15 protein-coding genes are annotated in these 16,918 nt (G+C 61.0%); 3 read left to right on the top strand and 12 right to left on the bottom strand.

All coding sequences use genetic code 11. The features are described 5' to 3' along the window. The first annotated feature begins 24 nt into the window (after window positions 1-24). Entirely contained in the window at window positions 25-513 is a 489-nt protein-coding gene (gene moaC / locus AC097O_RS15985) for a cyclic pyranopterin monophosphate synthase MoaC (protein WP_479593912.1), read from the top strand. 61 nt (window positions 514-574) lie between these two features. Then, window positions 575-1,657: an adenylate/guanylate cyclase domain-containing protein gene (locus AC097O_RS15980; RefSeq protein ID WP_479593911.1), complete on the top strand. Its 1,083-nt coding sequence runs from the start codon at window positions 575-577 to the stop codon at window positions 1,655-1,657. 3 nt (window positions 1,658-1,660) lie between these two features. On the opposite strand, the gene AC097O_RS15975 is transcribed toward AC097O_RS15980, so the two are convergent. From AC097O_RS15975 to sucC, 10 genes are all read right to left on the bottom strand, one after another. Next, window positions 1,661-3,175 carry a PglL family O-oligosaccharyltransferase gene (locus AC097O_RS15975; protein ID WP_479593910.1) on the bottom strand — a complete coding sequence of 505 codons (1,515 nt, stop codon included), beginning with the start codon at window positions 3,173-3,175 and terminating at the stop codon, window positions 1,661-1,663. Between the two features lie 11 nt (window positions 3,176-3,186). After that, entirely contained in the window at window positions 3,187-4,926 is a 1,740-nt protein-coding gene (locus tag AC097O_RS15970; protein WP_479593909.1) for a PglL family O-oligosaccharyltransferase, read from the bottom strand. A gap of 85 nt (window positions 4,927-5,011) precedes the next feature. Continuing rightward, entirely contained in the window at window positions 5,012-5,440 is a 429-nt protein-coding gene (locus tag AC097O_RS15965; RefSeq protein ID WP_479594032.1) for a pilin, read from the bottom strand. Between the two features lie 226 nt (window positions 5,441-5,666). Continuing rightward, window positions 5,667-6,458 carry a 3',5'-cyclic-nucleotide phosphodiesterase gene (locus AC097O_RS15960; RefSeq protein WP_479593908.1) on the bottom strand — a complete coding sequence of 264 codons (792 nt, stop codon included), beginning with the start codon at window positions 6,456-6,458 and terminating at the stop codon, window positions 5,667-5,669. A gap of 11 nt (window positions 6,459-6,469) precedes the next feature. Beyond that, window positions 6,470-8,716: a CHASE2 domain-containing protein gene (locus AC097O_RS15955; RefSeq protein WP_479593907.1), complete on the bottom strand. Its 2,247-nt coding sequence runs from the start codon at window positions 8,714-8,716 to the stop codon at window positions 6,470-6,472. 31 nt (window positions 8,717-8,747) lie between these two features. Continuing rightward, window positions 8,748-9,443, bottom strand: a complete 696-nt coding sequence (locus tag AC097O_RS15950) for an FHA domain-containing protein (RefSeq protein ID WP_315188018.1) — start codon at window positions 9,441-9,443, stop codon at window positions 8,748-8,750. A gap of 49 nt (window positions 9,444-9,492) precedes the next feature. Further along, the gene (locus AC097O_RS15945) at window positions 9,493-10,278 is read right to left on the bottom strand and encodes a Stp1/IreP family PP2C-type Ser/Thr phosphatase (RefSeq protein ID WP_315188016.1); all 786 of its coding nucleotides are present in this window, start codon (window positions 10,276-10,278) and stop codon (window positions 9,493-9,495) included. Between the two features lie 241 nt (window positions 10,279-10,519). Further along, entirely contained in the window at window positions 10,520-11,221 is a 702-nt protein-coding gene (locus tag AC097O_RS15940; RefSeq protein ID WP_479593906.1) for a TerC family protein, read from the bottom strand. A 181-nt stretch (window positions 11,222-11,402) separates the two neighbouring features. Further along, window positions 11,403-12,299 (bottom strand): succinate--CoA ligase subunit alpha, encoded by an 897-nt coding sequence (sucD, locus tag AC097O_RS15935; RefSeq protein ID WP_315188012.1) that lies wholly within the window; start codon window positions 12,297-12,299, stop codon window positions 11,403-11,405. Window positions 12,300-12,308: 9 nt separating this feature from the next. Beyond that, a complete protein-coding gene (gene sucC, locus AC097O_RS15930; protein ID WP_479593905.1) occupies window positions 12,309-13,478 on the bottom strand; it encodes an ADP-forming succinate--CoA ligase subunit beta in 1,170 nt (389 codons plus the stop codon). 127 nt (window positions 13,479-13,605) lie between these two features. On the opposite strand from sucC, the gene argC reads away from it, so the two are divergent. Further along, entirely contained in the window at window positions 13,606-14,517 is a 912-nt protein-coding gene (argC, locus tag AC097O_RS15925) for an N-acetyl-gamma-glutamyl-phosphate reductase (protein ID WP_479593904.1), read from the top strand. A gap of 65 nt (window positions 14,518-14,582) precedes the next feature. Here argC and AC097O_RS15920 read toward each other — a convergent pair whose 3' ends face one another. Together AC097O_RS15920 and AC097O_RS15915 are read right to left on the bottom strand one after the other, a co-directional pair. Next, entirely contained in the window at window positions 14,583-16,115 is a 1,533-nt protein-coding gene (locus AC097O_RS15920; protein ID WP_479593903.1) for a UxaA family hydrolase, read from the bottom strand. Continuing rightward, window positions 16,112-16,843 (bottom strand): FadR/GntR family transcriptional regulator, encoded by a 732-nt coding sequence (locus AC097O_RS15915; RefSeq protein ID WP_479593902.1) that lies wholly within the window; start codon window positions 16,841-16,843, stop codon window positions 16,112-16,114. The genes AC097O_RS15920 and AC097O_RS15915 overlap by 4 nt, the downstream gene beginning before the upstream one ends. Window positions 16,844-16,918 lie beyond the last annotated feature (75 nt).

Raw genomic sequence — 16,918 nt, 5'->3', positions numbered from 1 at the left:
TCTGTAAATTCGATTGTGAGCCGCATGTCCAGCCTGACCCATTTTGACGCACACGGCCAAGCCCATATGGTCGATGTGGCCGCCAAGGCCCATACCCACCGCACCGCCATCGCCACGGGCCGCATCGAGATGCTGCCGGCCACCCTGGCGCTGGTCGAGAGCGGCACCGCCAAAAAAGGCGATGTGCTGGGCATTGCCCGCATCGCCGGTATCCAGGCGGCCAAGAAGACCAGCGATTTGGTGCCCCTGTGCCATCCGCTGGCCCTGACCCGGGTGGCGCTGGACTTTGCCATCCAGAGTGAGCCCGCCGCCGTGGTGTGCACCGCCACCGTGGAAACCGTAGGCCCCACCGGCGTGGAGATGGAGGCCCTGTGCGCCGTGCAGGTCGCCCTGCTGACCATCTACGACATGTGCAAGGCGGTAGACCGGGGCATGGCCATCACCGGCGTGCAGGTGGTGGAAAAGCACGGCGGCAAGTCGGGCAGTTTTGTGGCGCAGGCAACGTCCCGCTAGCCGCTGTGGGGGGGCCACGGTCTGGTATTCTGTTACAACTTTCTACCGCCAGAGGCTCCTTGTGAAGCATGTCAACCGGCAAGAACTGATCGCAAGGCTCAGCGCCATTTTTGATCTGGGCAACCCGTCTGCGCCTGTGGGCGAAGAGGCCCGACAGCAGGCGATTGCCGAGGCGATCGACAACGCCACCCACCACGCCACCGACAGCGAGACCCGCCGGGTGACGATTTTGCTGTCCGACCTGCGCGGCTTCACCGCGATTGCCGAAAAGTTCTCGGCCATGGACATGGTGGCCGCGCTGAACCGCTACCTCTCGCGCATGACCGAAATCATCCTGCGCTACGGCGGCAGCATCGACAAGTTCATGGGCGATGCCATCATGGTGCTGTTTGGCGCGCCCCAGGCCCTGCCCAACAGCATCGAGGCCGCGTTGGCCTGCGCCATCGAGATGCAGCTGGCCATGGACGAGATCAATGCCGAAAACAAGCTGCACGGCATGGCGGCGCTGTACATGGGTATCGGCATCAACACCGGCGACGTGGTGGTGGGCCACCTGGGCTCGCGCCTGCACAGCGAGTACACGGTGATCGGCGACCAGGTGAACCTGGCATCCAGGGTCGAGGCGCACAGCCTGCGCGGGCAGATTCTGCTCAGCGAGAGCACCTACCAGCAGGCCCGGGACTTCATCGACATTGGCGACATCAACGAGGTGCAGGTCAAGGGCAAAAAGGGCTGCGTGCGCATGGTCGAGTTGCTGGCCCTGCGCGGCAGCCACCCGCTGATCGCGCCCAAACGCGAGGTGCGCAACAGCCCCCGGGTCGAGGTGGACATGCCGCTGGTGTTCCAGGTATTGCAGGGCAAATCCGTGCTGCCCGAGGAGCATGTGGGCCGGATCGTGGACATGAGCTATGGCGGCATGTTCGTGGTCAGCCCGGTGGCGCTGGCCCCGTTTGACGACATCAAGATCACCCTGTCGCTGTCACTGATGGGCCGCGAGCTCACCGAAATCTACGCCAAGGTGCTGCGCGTGACCGAAATTCACGGCGAATACAAATGCCCGGTGGAGTTCACCTCCATCGAAACCAAGGCCGCGCAGACCATCAAGGAGTTTGTCGACGGCATTGTGGAGTTCAACCAGCACTGAGGGCTACGGCATTCTTTCCACGCCCGGCTGGACCCGGCGGCGGGTTGCCACCCAGTCGGCAAAGTCCTCGGGAAACGCCGCCTGGAAGCGCTGCATGTGGAACACCGCCTCGTCGTCCCGCCCCAGCAGTATGGCGCTGTCGATCACCCGCTCGACCACCCGGTGCTCGGGCGAAAAATGCAGCAACTCCAGCGCCAAATGGTACTGCGCGAGCGCGTTGGCCTGGGTCAGCGGTGTGGTGCTGAGTGTGGCAAACCGCACCTGGTTCTGGAACAAAAATGTGCCGCGCGCTTTGGCCAGCGGCTCGTCGCGGTAGGCTGGGTCACGCGCCTCGGGCGGCATATAGATCTGGCTGGCGCGGCGGTAGTCCCAGGCCGTGTAGATGCATATTGCTATTAAAAAAGTAGCTGCTATCGCCCATGGAATAAGCACGGGAGCCTTATTTTTTATATAAACTTGGTGGGGGGCTCGCCACAGCAGAATCACGCACAGGCCCACCGCGATCTGGAACGGGCCGTACCACAGCGGGTATTCCAGCAGGCTGTGCAAGCCCAGCACCGCCAGCACCGTCCAGGCCATGCGCCGCGTGGCATCCGTCTCGGCCCAGGGTTGGGCGCGCACCACCCACCAGCCCAGCAGGCCGCAGAACGCTACCGCCACCGGCACACCCAGCTCCACCGCCAGGTGCAGCGGCAGGTTGTGCGCGTTGTCCAGAATGTCGCAAAACCGCGGGCCGCTGTACAGGTGGATGTAGTGCGCGTAGTCCAGTTCGCCCCAGCCCCAGCCCAGCCAGGGGTGCTGGGCCACCAGCGTCAGCACGTTGTGCCACAGCGTCAGGCGGCTGGAACACAGCGCATCGCCCTCGCGCAGCCGCGCCCAGGCCCCCGTGTCCAGCCCTACCAGGGTCGGCAGCAGCAGCATGCCCAACCCGTAGGCCAGCACAAAGCCCAGCAGCACCCGCCGCACCGCCGCGTCGCGCCACCCGCCCCAAATGGCCGCCAGCACCACCACCAGGCCGGTTTGCACCAGGCCCGTGCGGGACGATGACACAGCATTGCCCAGCCCTAACAATACCGCCAAGACCAGGACCAGATTCCGCTGGGCCACCGCAGGCCGCACCTGCACCGCCCACCACAGCAAGGCGGCCAAAGCGATGTGGACCAGGCTGGCAAACTGGTTGCGCTGGCGCAAATTGGCAAACGCCTCGCCCAGCGCCGTGGTGTTGACCCACGGAGCCAGCGCCGGGCTCAGCCCGAAATACTGAATGAGCCCCATCGCGCAACTCAAGGCCCCCGCCAACAGCCAGCCGCTGGCGGCCACACCGGCCCAGCCGGAAGCCCCTTGCCGGTTCGGCTGCCACACCGCCTGCACCCCCATGAGCCCCGCCACCGACGCCAGCGCCACCAGCCAAGGCACCAGCGCCGACATCGGGCCAGGGGCGAAGGGGTTGAGCCAGGGGAGGGCGAAGAGGAGGGTGGCGATGCCGTTGGCTGCGGTGGACGTGGCGGCGGGGCGCATTGCAAGCAAGACTAAGGTTTTGCCCCGCTTAGGGCCGGTGGTACGTCAATATCAGGCCACTTTACAGCCGCCATGGAGGGGTGTGTGGCCGCTTGTGCTTCCCAAATCCTACGCATGTCCGGGTTGTATTCGGAGGGCTGGACCTTTTGTACCTTGGCAATCCAATAGGCTGCTTCTTCTGGGCGATGGCGAAACGCCAGTCCCTTGGCATAGTTAAACAAATTGAGGGGACTTGGAAAGCTGGTGGTGAAACCACGCAACTTCTCCAACTCCAGGGCACTGATCGTAGGCAATACATCCGTGCGCGCATGGACAATCAGCTCTCGCATGTGGTTTAAAACTAAAACATCCGGGGGTAATCCTGGCGGCAAATTGCCGATGTGCGCAGCCTCAAGGCGAAAAGTTCTGAAGCTCTCGTCAATCCGTAAGTAATCTTTGACGATAAACCCCAATAAAGCACTGCTGCCCAGCCACACAACGAACACGACCCAACGGCTGCATGCCCATACCGACTGGCGATGTTGCCGCCGGTTTAGCATGCCCATAACCAATCCCGTCGGCAGCAGAAAATAAGCGTGGTGCAATGGCAACTCCACCATCGCGTGCAACCCCACTACGAGCAAAAACAACACCAATACCGCATCTTCCGGTGAGTCTACACACCATATAGCACGCAGCACCCACCACAACAATGCGACCGACACCACGCCCCCCACCGGCAAGCCACACCACAAGACCAGGTCCAAAAACAAATTGTGCGAATGTAAGAAAAATGAATTCAGCGTGTCGTGGTCTTGGGCTACCGTCAATTGCGCTACGGCCAATTGGTCCCAGCCATACCCTAACCATGGACGCTGAAGTACAGCATCCAAAAAGACACCGTATGCCTTGATACGCAACTGTGTCGATGCCCCTCCCAGCGATGCGGAGCGGATTTGTACCTCCAGCCCAAAAAAGTCACTTAGCTGCTGGAGAAATAATGTGCAAACAGTAAAGTACGCAAAGAGTAAAGCGACGAACCATGTGCCGCGTGGCGGTAAAAACCGTCGCCATACAAAGGCCGCCACGGCCAGGAAAAGCACTCCGATGGACGCAACACGAGACTGCGTCAATACCACCCCGAACAACAGAAACAACACCGGTAGTACCGCTAAGCCGACGCGTAGTTGCTTGCGCAACACCCCCCATGCACAAGCCAACACACCCCATAGCAGCAAGGTTGCCAATTGATTGGGTTGCCCCAAGTTGGCCGACGGTCTGCCAGGTGAGAACTCCGCCGTCCAAACCCGCATTTCACTCCCATCACCCATCAAGCCAAGCCATTGACGCAATTGCATCGCTACCGATACGAGTCCAGCGATTCCAATCGCAAGAAACAAGGCATCTGCCGCACGTTTTGATGCGACCTCTTCCCAGTGTGAGCCAATAAGCAAGGCTAGCAGTAATCCCAGCACATACGCTGTAGATACCCACGCCTGCCCACTGTAAGGCAGCATACCCGCGCCAAATTGCAAAAATGGAACCGTAACTAGCACTGCAATCACCACGGCAATTGGGTGCCACGCCACCTTCTTTGGGGAGCGCAAAATCACTGCCCCTGCAGCCAGGGCCACCATTACAGACACCCAAGCATCTGAATGGAACGTGGCCCACGGAAAATAATGGTTGGGAAGCAGCCAGGCCATGGCCAACAGCAGCGCCCACAAACCAGACCAAACTGGCGGCAATGGATCTCGGAGCTTCGACGGCATCAAGTCTCAATCTAGTACATAACGTCTACACAATTCGCGCATAAAAAAAGCCCCCCGAGGGAGGCTTTTAGGATGAGCGGATCTATCAGCCTTGGCAGCTAGCTGGACGGTATTTAGGCAAAATTGTACCGGCGCAAGTCCAAACAACCTGCTTGTTGGTTCCGAGCACACCCGTCAGCTGAATATTGGCACCACTGATACGGCTTTCACCTTGAGCGGAAGCCGTGATGATTGCGTTAGAGGCGTCCGTATAGGTATAGAAAACAGAGCTTACATACTTGGAGGATTGTGGATCAACAGTCACACTGGCTGCTAATGGCATGACACCAAAAACCTGCGCGCCCTCAGATACAGCTGTCTTGCCGGAAGATGCCGCCAAAATCACTTCAGTCACCTTCGCACGCACGGTGTAGTCCTGGTACGCAGGCAAGGCCACAGCGGCCAGGATACCGATGATCGCTACGACGATCATCAATTCGATCAGGGTAAAGCCCTTTTGCAGTGAACGTTTCATTTTCATGGAGTACTCCTAAGGTGAACGGTTAAGACGGGGTGGTAACGCAGATTGCGTGCCAGAGCGCTTTGCGGCAGATGCCCGTGACATTTTCCACAAATCGGGTGTTTTGGTAACAATTTCTTGCATTCTCGTGCGCAGAGGAGCGCATTTTTGTCACCTCATTTGCTGCGATATGGATGCAAATGACCTTTTTGTCACTTTTGCGGCTTGTCGCTGCGGCATCTCACACCTCAAATGCCTGTCCGGCTTTCAACCACCGGATGTCGTGCGGCACATGCCGTCCAGCAGGCACTGCGCCGTCAAATTCGGCGATCTCGTCCATGATCAGCTCTGTCTCGAAGGGTTTGGTGTGGGTGATGAAAATGGGGAACTGCTTTTGGGTGCTGATGCCTTCCAGTTCTTCGGCCAGCGCCACGGGCGACAGATGCAGGCTGCGGCGGGCCAGGTCTTTTTCGCGGTTGCTGAAGGCGGTCTCGATCACCAGCATGGCCACGTCGAGTTGATCCAGGCGCTGCCAGAACGCGGGGTTGCGTTCGGTGTCGCCGGTAAACACCCAGCATGGCCCGCCTGCCGACACGGCGTAGCCCACGGCGGGCACGGTGTGCACTGCGGGCAGGGCTTCGATGGTTTTGCCGGTGATCAGGGTGGTTTCACCGACGGTGATGGCATGGAAGCTGATGAATGGCGCGGCAACGGTGGGGATCACGCTGAAGTCGGGCCAGATCACGTTGTTGAAAATATGTGCTTTCAGGGCGGCGATGGTGCCGGCCAGTGCGTAGATCTTCAGCGGGGCGGTGCGTTGCGAGGCGACGGCATCGACCATTAACGGCAGCGCGGCGACGTGGTCCAGGTGCGAGTGGGTCAAAAAGACGTGGTTGATGGCGCACATCTCGTCCAGGGTGAGGTCGCCGACACCCGTGCCCGCATCGATCAGTACATCGGCATCCACCAGGAACGACGTGGTTTTACAGTCTTTAGCGATGGCACCAGAGCATCCCAGCACGCGGACTTTCATGACGACACCCTTTATTTGGTTTCAAAATTGGTAGCACCATCCCATGCGGGGTCTGGCGGTAACACGCGCATGGAGGCGACCCGTTCAGCATAGAGGCGATAGAGGTATTTTGTCGCATCCATGTCTTGTAATTTCACTATTTGCGGTTCACAGGCCACCCAATTTTGTGTGCGATAGTGGTTCAGGAAGCTTTCCCACAGTTGGAGTTCGTCCGCCAGAAGAGGGGGGATGGAGCCTGTAACCGCCAATGGTGTGTAGATCGCCACGGCCTGTTCTTTGCCTTTGACGCGGACTTTGTCGAGCTCTTGCCACACGCATTGGGGTGCCAGCGCACGGGTGGATGCGCTGACGACGATGGCCACGCCGTAGATTTTGCTCAAGCCCTCCAGCCGGGCTCCGAGATTGACGGCATCACCTATCACGGTGTAGCTGCGCCGGATGTTGGAGCCCATGTCGCCAACGCACATGCTGCCGGTGTTCAGGCCAATGCCGATGCTGATCTCGGGGATGTCGCGGCTACGGTGTTCCAGGTTCAATTGCTGCACGGCTTTCACCATGTCCAATGCCGCCTGGACCGACAGATGGGCGTGGTCGGCGGTGGCCACCGGGGCACCCCAGAAGGCCATGACGCAGTCGCCCATGTATTTGTCAATGGTGCCGCGGTGGGTGCGGATCTGCGCGGTGAGCTGGCTGAAGACACCGTTGAGCACCGCCTGCAACTGCAGTGGCTCCATGTTCTCGGACATCTGGGTAAAGCCCCGAATGTCACAAAACATCACCGTCAGCTCCTGGTTGCTGGCGCGCATGGTGTAGCTGTCGGGGTGCTTGAGCATTTCGTCCACCAACTCGGGCGGTACGTAGGTGCCAAACAGTTGGGCGAGTTCGCGTTTGGACCGGCTTTCAACAAAGTAGCCGTAGGCCATGTTCAGCACCGATGCGGTCACCACCATCCACAATGCGGCGGCCAACGGCAGCACCAGGCCGTGGCCGAGGTACAGAGCCCCGTTCAGTCCTACCACCAGTGCTAGCACGCCTACGCTGAGCGCCACGGCCCGTAAGGCCGATAGGCGGGGCAGGGCCCAGGCCAGGGTGAGCCCGGCCAACAACAGCACCAGAGTGTCGTAGCCCACGGCGTAGTCGGGCTTGACGGCGATGTTGCCGTCCATCAGGCCAGACAGCACATTGGCATGGATTTCCACCCCAGGGTAGGTTTCGCCCACGGGGGTGACGCGCAGGTCCAGCAGGCCGGGCACCGTGGTGCCAACCAGTACGATCTTGTCTTGCAAACTGCGGTCGGGCAGGCGGTGGGCCAGCACATCGGCTGCCGAAACGTAGCGGTAAGAATGGCCCTGGGCGTGGTGGGTGCCGCCAGCACCGCGAAACGGCACCAATACTGCGCCACGCGCATCCATGGGAATGGCTTGCTGTTGGCTGCCACGTTGGAGCAGCAGGCTTTCCAGCTGTGCGGTCCCAAAATTGTCGTGTGAGAAGCCGGGCGTGACGCGGGGCAGGCCCGTCAGTAGCCGAAACATGCCCAAAGACAAAGATTCGTAGTAGCGTCCCTGGTGCTCCGCCAGCAGCGGCAGGGAGCGGACCACACCGTCTGCATCGGTAATGGCGTTGAAGAACCCTGCAAGTGGGGCGGCGGCGGCAATAGTGTCGATGTTGGCGTTGTAGCCGCTCCAAAAGGTCAGCCCTATGTGTCGGCCCTGCAGTGTCGCCGCATCCACTACCGGGGCAGGTAAGACCCCCGAGGTGCGTCCGTCACGGTCGCTGCTGAAGTAGTAGCCCAGCACCACGGGCCGGTTGCGTAGCGATTTGGCAAAGGCGGCATCAAAGTCCAGCGTGCTGCGCAGTTGCTGCACGGCTTCGGCAAAACCAGGTTGGTCGCGCAACTGGCGACGTGCCAGTTGTTGCAGCTGGGCCAGGCCCGAACTTTCGTCCGCTTCGGCAAATACCACGTCAAAACCGAGCAGGCGGATCTTTTGGCGTTCGAATAGGGTGTTGACCAGGGCGGCCAGCTTGTTGCGGCTCCACGGCCAGCCTAGCTCGGTCAGGCTTTTTTCGTCCAGGTCCACGATGACGATGCGCTCGTCCAGGGTGCGGGGCATGGTGGCCCGCAAGCGGGCATCAAAAATGATGTTGTCCAGGTGCTGCAACACTCCAATTTGCACAGCCCCTACCGCATGCATCAAGGCAAAAATGACGGGAATCAGGGTTACCAGAACACGGGGCCAGTGTTGCAGCAGCGCGCGCATTAGCCGCCCCATTCGCTGCGGCGCAGCCTGGTCACGGCTGGATAAATTGCATCTGTGTACCCGCCAGTTGCAAAACATCGCCATGCTTGAGGGCGACAGGCGTTGCGCCGATCGGGGTGGCATTCAGGGTGGGCAGCTCTGCACCTTCCACATGCCCCACCACATACCCGTGGGGACGGCGGGTGATGGCGGCAACGGCCACGCCTGGCTTGCCCAGCGTGGTGACTACCTTGGTCAGGGTGACTTCGCGTCCGGCAGCGGCACCCGTCAGCACCTTGATGGCCGCATGGCTCAAGGTGATGGTTTCCGTACCGGCCAGAGGCATGGCAGCCGAGTGGTCTGTTGCGCGCCGGTTCAAGTTACCTGAGCCCGATGGCGTAGGGGGCGTGCCCAGCATGCCGGGCCGGGCCATGGTGGTCTTCTCAAAGCCGGTTTCAGTGGCTTCGTTGATGAACTTTAGCTTGTACTTGCCCACCTCCACCAAATCGTTGTTTTGCAAAACCTGCTTGCGTGCAGCCTTGCCATTGATGTAGGTGCCGTTCGTGCTGTTGAGGTCTTCCAGATGCACCTCGTGTCCGACCATCAAGACCACTGCGTGCTCGCCACTGACCGCCAAGTTGTCGATAACGATGTCGTTGTAAGGCCGCCGACCTAAAGTCGTTCTGTCTTTGGTCAGCTGCACTTCTTTGATGACCACACCGTCGATCGACACGATCAGTTTCGGCATGCTCGGCTCCTGTGACGGTTCATAGACTTGGCAATCGTAGTAAGAGGGGCTAGTTGCCCAACAGCCGGGACATTAAACCCCGTTTGGGAATTCCTGCGACGGCGTGGGCTAGCAACACTGTAATGTTATCCCGTCCGCCGTGCGCGTTGGCGATGCTGATGAGCTGACGGGCTTTTTGTTCCAGCGGCGCGTCGGTTTCCATGATACGGGCGATCGGCGCATCGTCCACCATGTCGGACAGTCCATCAGAGCACATCAGGTACACGTCGCCTTCTTCAACGGTGTGCTCATGCACTTCCAGCATCACGGCATCTTCAATGCCCAGCGCGCGGGTGACCAGGTTTTTGTTGGTCGACACTGCCGCTTGGGCGGGGGTGATCAGGCCCGCGTCCAGCTGTTCCTGCAGCAGCGAATGGTCTTTGGTGATTTGTACCAGGGACTTATCCCGGAAGCGGTAGCAGCGCGAGTCGCCAATATGGCCTACCAGCACACGGGAGTCCTGGAACACCCCGACCACCAGCGTAGTCCCCATTCCGATGTATTCGTCGTGTGTATTGGCCGCGGTGAATACGGCCAGATTGGCGTTGTGCACGCAAATATCCATGGCGCGCCGGACTTCCTTGCCGTTGGCCTGTAGCCCGGCATCCAGCAGCCAGCGGCCTAACTCTGTCTGAATGAAGGCGGTTGCCATGCTGCTGGCCACTTCGCCAGCGTTGTACCCACCCATGCCATCGGCCAACACGGCCACTCCGCTGGGCGCATCGAAGGCCACCGCATCTTCATTATTTTCACGCAATAAACCAGCGTGGGTTTGCGTGCAGAACTCGTACATCATCTTTGAGCGGGCTAACTTCGTTGAGAACAGTGGCCGGAGGGGAGGGTTTCATCATAGTCTGCGCGGTGGTGCCAGGCCATTTGCATGGCCTGGCAACGCATTTGCGCAGGCGCTAACCGTAACAGAGGGGTATACCCGCAACAAGAGACTTTTGCACACTTGAGAAGTATTTTGTTACATTTTGAATGCAAAAATAGCCCCAAAGAGGCTATTTTCGAAACGCTGCCAGCCGTGGACTGTACTAAGCGCTAGGGCTTGCCGGCTTGCGTTGCATCCATTTGCCAATAAGCAGTACCAACACGGCTCCAGCAATACCAAAGGCGTAGCTAGCGTACTTGTGTGTTGGCATATAGGCCACCAGTCCGGGGTCGGAGTAGGCCATGGTACCGGCAATCCATCCCAGCAACATGCCGCCCAATGTGATGATCATCGGGAAACGGTCCATCAGCTTGAGAACGATCTGGCTGCCACCAATGATGATGGGGATGCTGACCAGCAAGCCGAAGATGACCAGTGGCAACTGGTGCGTCTCGCCTGCGCCTTGTGCGGCACCGGCGATGGCGATTACGTTGTCGACGCTCATGACCAGATCGGCCACGATGACGGTCTTGACTGCACTCCACAGCTTGTCGCTGGCCTGGATGTTGTCGTGCCCGCCGTCGTCTTCAGGGACCAACAGTTTGACACCGATCCACAGCAGCAAAATAGCCCCGACCAACTTGAGATAAGGCACTTGCAGCAGGGAGAGTGCGAATGCGATCAATATCACCCGCAGAACGATCGCACCCACGGTGCCCCACAGAATACCTTGCTTGCGCTGTGCTGCGGGCAAACCCCGGCAGGCCAGTGCAATCACTACGGCGTTGTCGCCGCCCAGCAAGATGTCGATCATGATGATCTGGCCGACAGCGATCCAGAAATGGGCGGTGAGGAATTCTTCCATGGTGGTCCTTAAGAAGTGAGCTAGCGCGCATGGCCGGTAAAACCCAGCATGCGGAATTGGGGGAAGTTAATTCTTACCCAAAAAATACGGCCTGGCACTGTGGATAACCGCAATACCAAGCCGATGAGGAGGGTCTGACCTGGCACACCGCGCGGTGCCCAGGGTTTGACGCTCAGATGTCTTACTTCAGCAAAGCCTTCAGCAGCTTGGCCATCTCGGACGGGTTGCGCGTAACGGTGAAGCCACACTCTTCCATCACTGCCAGCTTGGCATCGGCCGTGTCGGCACCGCCGGAGATCAGCGCACCGGCGTGGCCCATGCGCTTGCCGGGAGGTGCGGTCACGCCTGCGATGAAGCCAACGATGGGCTTCTTCATGTTCAGCTTGCACCAGCGTGCGGCTTCGGCTTCGTCCGGGCCACCGATTTCGCCAATCATGATGACCGCGTCGGTATCAGGATCGTCGTTGAAAGCCTTCATCACGTCGATGTGCTTCAAACCGTTGATCGGGTCGCCACCGATGCCGACGGCGCTGGACTGGCCCAGGCCGATTTCGGTCAACTGGGCCACCGCTTCGTAGGTCAACGTGCCGGAGCGCGAAACCACGCCAATCCGACCCTTGCGGTGGATGTGGCCGGGCATGATGCCGATCTTGATTTCTTCGGGCGTGATCAGGCCGGGGCAGTTGGGGCCCAGCAGCAGGGTCTTCTTGCCGCCAGCGGCTTCCTTGGCCTTCATGCGGTTGCGCAGTTCCAGCATGTCCTTGACCGGGATGCCTTCGGTGATGCAGATCGCCAGATCCAGGTCGGCTTCCACAGCTTCCCAGATGGCAGCGGCTGCGCCAGCCGGTGGCACGTAGATCACCGACACGGTAGCGCCGGTATCCACAGCCGCTTCTTTGACGGAAGCGAAAATTGGGATGCCGAAAATCGACTCGCCCGCCTTCTTGGGGTTCACGCCTGCGACGAAGCAGTTTTTACCGTTGGCGTATTCCTGGCACTTTTCGGTGTGGAACTGGCCGGTCTTGCCGGTAATACCTTGGGTGATGACCTTGGTGTCTTTGTTGATGTAGATGGACATAAAGGTTCCTTACGCAGCAGCTTTAACAGCAGCCACCACTTTTTCAGCCGCTTCGGCCATGGTGTCTGCACTGATGATGGGCAGGCCGGACTCGGCCAGCATCTTCTTGCCCAGGTCTTCGTTGGTACCCTTCATGCGCACCACCAGAGGCACGGACAGGTTCACGGCCTTGCAGGCGGTGATCACGCCGGTGGCGATGGTGTCGCACTTCATGATGCCGCCGAAGATGTTGACCATGATGGCCTCGACCTTGGGGTTCTTCAGCATGATCTTGAAGGCTTCGGTGACCTTCTCGGGAGTGGCACCGCCGCCCACGTCCAGGAAGTTGGCAGGCTCAGCGCCGTACAGCTTGATGGTGTCCATGGTGGCCATGGCCAGGCCGGCACCGTTCACCAGGCAGCCGATGTTGCCGTCCAGGCTGATGTAGGCCAGGTCGAACTTGCTGGCTTCGACTTCGGCAGCGTCTTCTTCGTCCAGATCGCGGTAGGCCACGATTTCAGGGTGGCGGAACAGCGCGTTCGGGTCAAAGTTGAACTTCGCGTCCAAAGCCTTGATGTTGCCGTTGCCTTCCAGGATCAGCGGGTTGATCTCGACCAGGGACGCATCGGTGTCCATGTAAATCTTGTACAGTTTTTGCAGCACATCCACGGCCTGGGCGGTAGAGCCTGCGGGCACGCCAATCGCGTCGGCCAGCTTCTTGCCCAACTCTTCCGTCATGCCCACAGCGGGGTCGACGAAATCGGTGGTGATCTTCTCAGGAGTGGAGTGCGCCACTTCTTCAATGTCCATGCCGCCTTCGCTGGACACGATGAAGGCAACCTTTTGGGTCGCACGGTCGGTCACCGCGGAAACGTAGTATTCTTTTTTGATGTCTGCGCCATCTTCGATCAGCAGGCGACGGACCTTTTGGCCTTCAGGGCCGGTCTGGTGCGTGATCAGCTGCATGCCGAGGATTTCGGTCGCCAGTTGCTTGACTTCATCGATCGAGCGGGCCAGCTTCACGCCGCCGCCCTTGCCGCGTCCACCCGCGTGGATCTGGGCCTTGACCACCCACACAGGGCCGCCGAGTTTCTGGGCGGCTTCCACCGCTTCTTGCACGGTGAATGCCGGAATGCCCTTGGGCACCGGGACACCAAAATTGCGCAAGATTTCCTTGCCTTGGTATTCGTGAATCTTCATGAGGGCTCTCTCAGGAATGGATGGGGGTTTTACTCGTCTGTCTTGTATAAGACCGACGGGCTGCGTTCTGTCAGCCCGCGAATGTATCATGTTGCAGCGCACAACACCTTACAACCATTAGCACACCATGCCTAAAGTCTTTATCGATGGCGAAGCCGGTACCACCGGCCTGCAAATCCGCGAACGCCTGCAGCTGATGCCGCAGATCGAGGTGGTCAGCATTGACCCCGCGCTGCGCAAAGACCCCGAGGCCAAGCGCGCACTGATGGCGGGGGTCGATCTGGTCATCCTCTGCCTGCACGACGATGCCGCCATCGCATCCGTGGCCATGATCGATAGCCTGCCGGGCAAAAAGCCCAAGATCATCGACGCATCCACCGCCCACCGTATAGAGAAGGGCTGGGTCTATGGCTTCCCCGAACTGGCTGCGGGCCAGCAAGCAGCCGTGGCCCAAGCCGACCGCGTGGGCAACCCCGGCTGCTACGCCACGGGTGCCATCGCACTGATCCGCCCCCTGGTGGATGCCGGTTTGATCAGCCCGGACAGCGCCCTGGCCCTGCCTTCGGTCAGCGGCTATTCGGGCGGCGGGCGCAGCATGATGGAAGCCTATGAGAAGGGCGAAGCGCCGCTGTTTGAGACCTACGCGCTAGGCCTGTCGCACAAGCACCTGCCCGAAATCATGCGCTACACCGGCCTGACCCGCAGGCCGATTTTTGTGCCTTCGGTGGGTAACTTTGCGCAGGGCATGCTGGTGCAATTGCCCCTGCACCTGGACCTGCTGCCAGGCCAGCCCAGCGCGCAAGACCTGCACGATGCCCTGGCGAAACACTACGCGGGTAGCACCTGGGTCACGGTAGAAGCCCCGGGCGACAGCGGCAAACTGGATGCCACCGCCCTGGTCAACACCAACAAGTTGGAATTGCGCGTGTTCGGCAACGCCGAGCACCACCACGCCGTGCTGATCGCCCGCCTGGACAACCTGGGCAAGGGTGCCAGCGGTGCTGCGGTACAAAACCTGGAATTGATGCTGGGCCTGTAAAAAGCCTGTGCTATATTTTTTGTAGCTGCTTGCGCCCATTCAATAAGCGCTAGCGGCCTAAAAGACTACATAACCGCACCCACCTGCCAGGGCACGAACTCGTTCTGGCCGTAGCCGTGCTGCTCGCTCTTGCTGTGCGTGCCCGAGGCGGTGGCCAGCATCAGCGCAAAAATCCGCTCGCCCATGGCCTGCACCGTGCTGCTGCCGTCGATGATCTCGCCGCAGTTGATGTCCATGTCTTCCTCCTGCTTCTTCCACAGCGCGGTGTTGGTCGCCAGCTTGAGCGAAGGCGTGGGCGCGCAGCCGTAGGCGCTGCCGCGGCCGGTGGTGAAGCAGATCAGGTTCGCCCCGCCCGCCACCTGCCCGGTGGCGCTGACCGGGTCGTAGCCGGGGGTGTCCATGAACACAAAGCCGTGCGCCGTCACCGGCTCGGCGTACTCGAACACGCCCTCCAGGTTGGTGGTGCCGCCCTTGGCCACCGCGCCCAGGGATTTCTCCAGAATGGTGGTCAGCCCACCGGCCTTGTTGCCGGGCGAGGGGTTGTTGTTCATCTCACCGCCGTTGATCTGGGTGTAGTGCTCCCACCAATGGATGCGCGTTATCAGCTTTTCGGCAATGGCGGGGGCCACGGCGCGGCGCGTTAGCAGGTGCTCGGCCCCATAGACCTCGGGCGTTTCGCTGAGGATGGCGGTGCCGCCATGGGCCACCAGCAAATCCACCGCCGCGCCCAGGGCCGGGTTGGCGCTGATGCCCGAGTAGCCGTCCGATCCACCGCACTGCAGGCCGATGGTGATGTGCGAGGCGCTGCACGGCTCGCGGGTGACGGCGTTGGCGCTGGCCAGCATGCCGGTGACCAGGGCGATGCCTTTGTCCACCGACTGCCGGGTGCCGCCGGTGTCCTGGATGTTGAAGGTGCGCAGGGTGTCGCCCTCGCGCAGGCTGCTGTGGGCCAGCCAGGCGCTGATCTGGTTGGCCTCGCAGCCCAGGCCCACGACCACCACCGCGCCGAAGTTGGCGTGGCGTGCATAGCCTGCCAGCGTGCGCTCCAGCAGCTGCAGGCCCAGGCCTTCACCGTCCATGCCGCAGCCTGTGCCATGGGTCAGGGCGACCACGCCGTCGATCTGCGGGTAGTCGGCCAGCGCCGCCGGATTCGTCTGGCGCGAAAAGTGCGCTGCAATGGCCCGGGCCACGGTGGCCGAGCAGTTGACGCTGCTCAAGATACCGATGTAGTTGCGCGTGGCCACCCGGCCATCGGCGCGGCGTATGCCCATGAAGGTGGCCTCTTGCCGGGGCGCGGCGGGTTTCACGTCGGCACCAAAGGCGTAGTCGCGCGCAAAGTCACCCTTGTCGGGCCCCATGTCCAGGTTGTGGGTGTGCACATGCTCGCCGGGGCCGATGGCGCGGCTGGCGAAGCCGATCACCTGGTTGTAGCGGCGCACCGGTGCGCCTGCGGCTATGGCGTGGGTGGCGATTTTGTGGCCGGGCGGCACCATGCCTTTGACGGCGATACCCTCCACGGTGGCACCGCTGAGCAACTGGCTGCGGGCGATGAGCACGTCGTCGGCGGGGTGGAGACGGATAAAGGGGGCGGTGGTCATGGTGGGGTTTTGATTTGTTGGGTGGGGTTGGCACTTTGCCAACTGGCGTTGAGGCGGTGGTGCGATTTGTCCATGTGGGCGTGCATGGCGGCGCGGGCGGCGGCGGGGTCCTGGGCGCGGATGGCGGCCAGGATGGTTTGGTGCTCTTTCAACGCGGTGCGCCAGGAACGCGGGGTTTCAAAATACCCACCCAGCCGGGTGAATAAGGGGCCGCGCCGCGCATCCCAGAAGCTGTGCACCGTCTCCACCAGCACCGCGTTGCCGCAGGCCTGCACGATGGCCGAATGGAAGGCCCGGTCGCCTTCCAGCGGGGGCTGGCCCAGGGCGGCCTCTTCGCGCATGGTCTGCAGGGCCTGGTCCATGGCGGCCAGGTGCTCGGGCTGGGCCAGGGTGGCGGCCAGTGCGGCGGTTTCGCCCTCCACCACGCGGCGCGCGCGGATCAGCTCCAGCGGGCCCCATTCGGCGGCGGCCACGGGCGTGCCTTTGCTGCTCTGGTTGCGGGCCAGCACGTAGATGCCAGAGCCGGTGCGTACCTCGACCCAGCCTTCCACCTCCAGCGCAATCAGCGCCTCGCGCACCGAGGGGCGGCTCACGCCCAGCAGCACGGCCAGCTCGCGCTCGGCGGGCAGGCGGTGGCCCACGGCGTATTCGCCCGACAGCATGCCGGCGCGCAGTTGGTCGGCAATCTGGCGGTACAGGCGCTGGGGTTCTACGGGTTGCAGGGGCATAGGAATTAAGGGTTAGCCTTGATTGGTAAAGTGGTAAGGCCAATTGATAATCCCACAAATCGACCCTTCGCCCAT

This window comes from Rhodoferax sp. LS1P39 (assembly GCF_056521425.1).
The sequence above is the reverse complement of the archived record's forward strand: the minus strand, read 5'-3'. Positions and strand labels throughout refer to the sequence as shown.

What these genes read in the sequence shown, in the direction of transcription:
- moaC (WP_479593912.1), top strand. Translation starts at nt 25, where the DNA reads ATGTCCAGCCTGACCCATTTTGACGCACACGGCCAAGCCCATATGGTC.
- AC097O_RS15975 (WP_479593910.1), bottom strand. Translation starts at nt 3,175, where the DNA reads ATGCGCCCCGCCGCCACGTCCACCGCAGCCAACGGCATCGCCACCCTC.
- AC097O_RS15970 (WP_479593909.1), bottom strand. Translation starts at nt 4,926, where the DNA reads ATGCCGTCGAAGCTCCGAGATCCATTGCCGCCAGTTTGGTCTGGTTTG.
- AC097O_RS15965 (WP_479594032.1), bottom strand. Translation starts at nt 5,440, where the DNA reads ATGAAACGTTCACTGCAAAAGGGCTTTACCCTGATCGAATTGATGATC.
- AC097O_RS15960 (WP_479593908.1), bottom strand. Translation starts at nt 6,458, where the DNA reads ATGAAAGTCCGCGTGCTGGGATGCTCTGGTGCCATCGCTAAAGACTGT.
- AC097O_RS15955 (WP_479593907.1), bottom strand. Translation starts at nt 8,716, where the DNA reads ATGCGCGCGCTGCTGCAACACTGGCCCCGTGTTCTGGTAACCCTGATT.
- AC097O_RS15950 (WP_315188018.1), bottom strand. Translation starts at nt 9,443, where the DNA reads ATGCCGAAACTGATCGTGTCGATCGACGGTGTGGTCATCAAAGAAGTG.
- AC097O_RS15945 (WP_315188016.1), bottom strand. Translation starts at nt 10,278, where the DNA reads ATGATGTACGAGTTCTGCACGCAAACCCACGCTGGTTTATTGCGTGAA.
- AC097O_RS15940 (WP_479593906.1), bottom strand. Translation starts at nt 11,221, where the DNA reads ATGGAAGAATTCCTCACCGCCCATTTCTGGATCGCTGTCGGCCAGATC.
- sucD (WP_315188012.1), bottom strand. Translation starts at nt 12,299, where the DNA reads ATGTCCATCTACATCAACAAAGACACCAAGGTCATCACCCAAGGTATT.
- sucC (WP_479593905.1), bottom strand. Translation starts at nt 13,478, where the DNA reads ATGAAGATTCACGAATACCAAGGCAAGGAAATCTTGCGCAATTTTGGT.
- argC (WP_479593904.1), top strand. Translation starts at nt 13,606, where the DNA reads ATGCCTAAAGTCTTTATCGATGGCGAAGCCGGTACCACCGGCCTGCAA.
- AC097O_RS15920 (WP_479593903.1), bottom strand. Translation starts at nt 16,115, where the DNA reads ATGACCACCGCCCCCTTTATCCGTCTCCACCCCGCCGACGACGTGCTC.
- AC097O_RS15915 (WP_479593902.1), bottom strand. Translation starts at nt 16,843, where the DNA reads ATGCCCCTGCAACCCGTAGAACCCCAGCGCCTGTACCGCCAGATTGCC.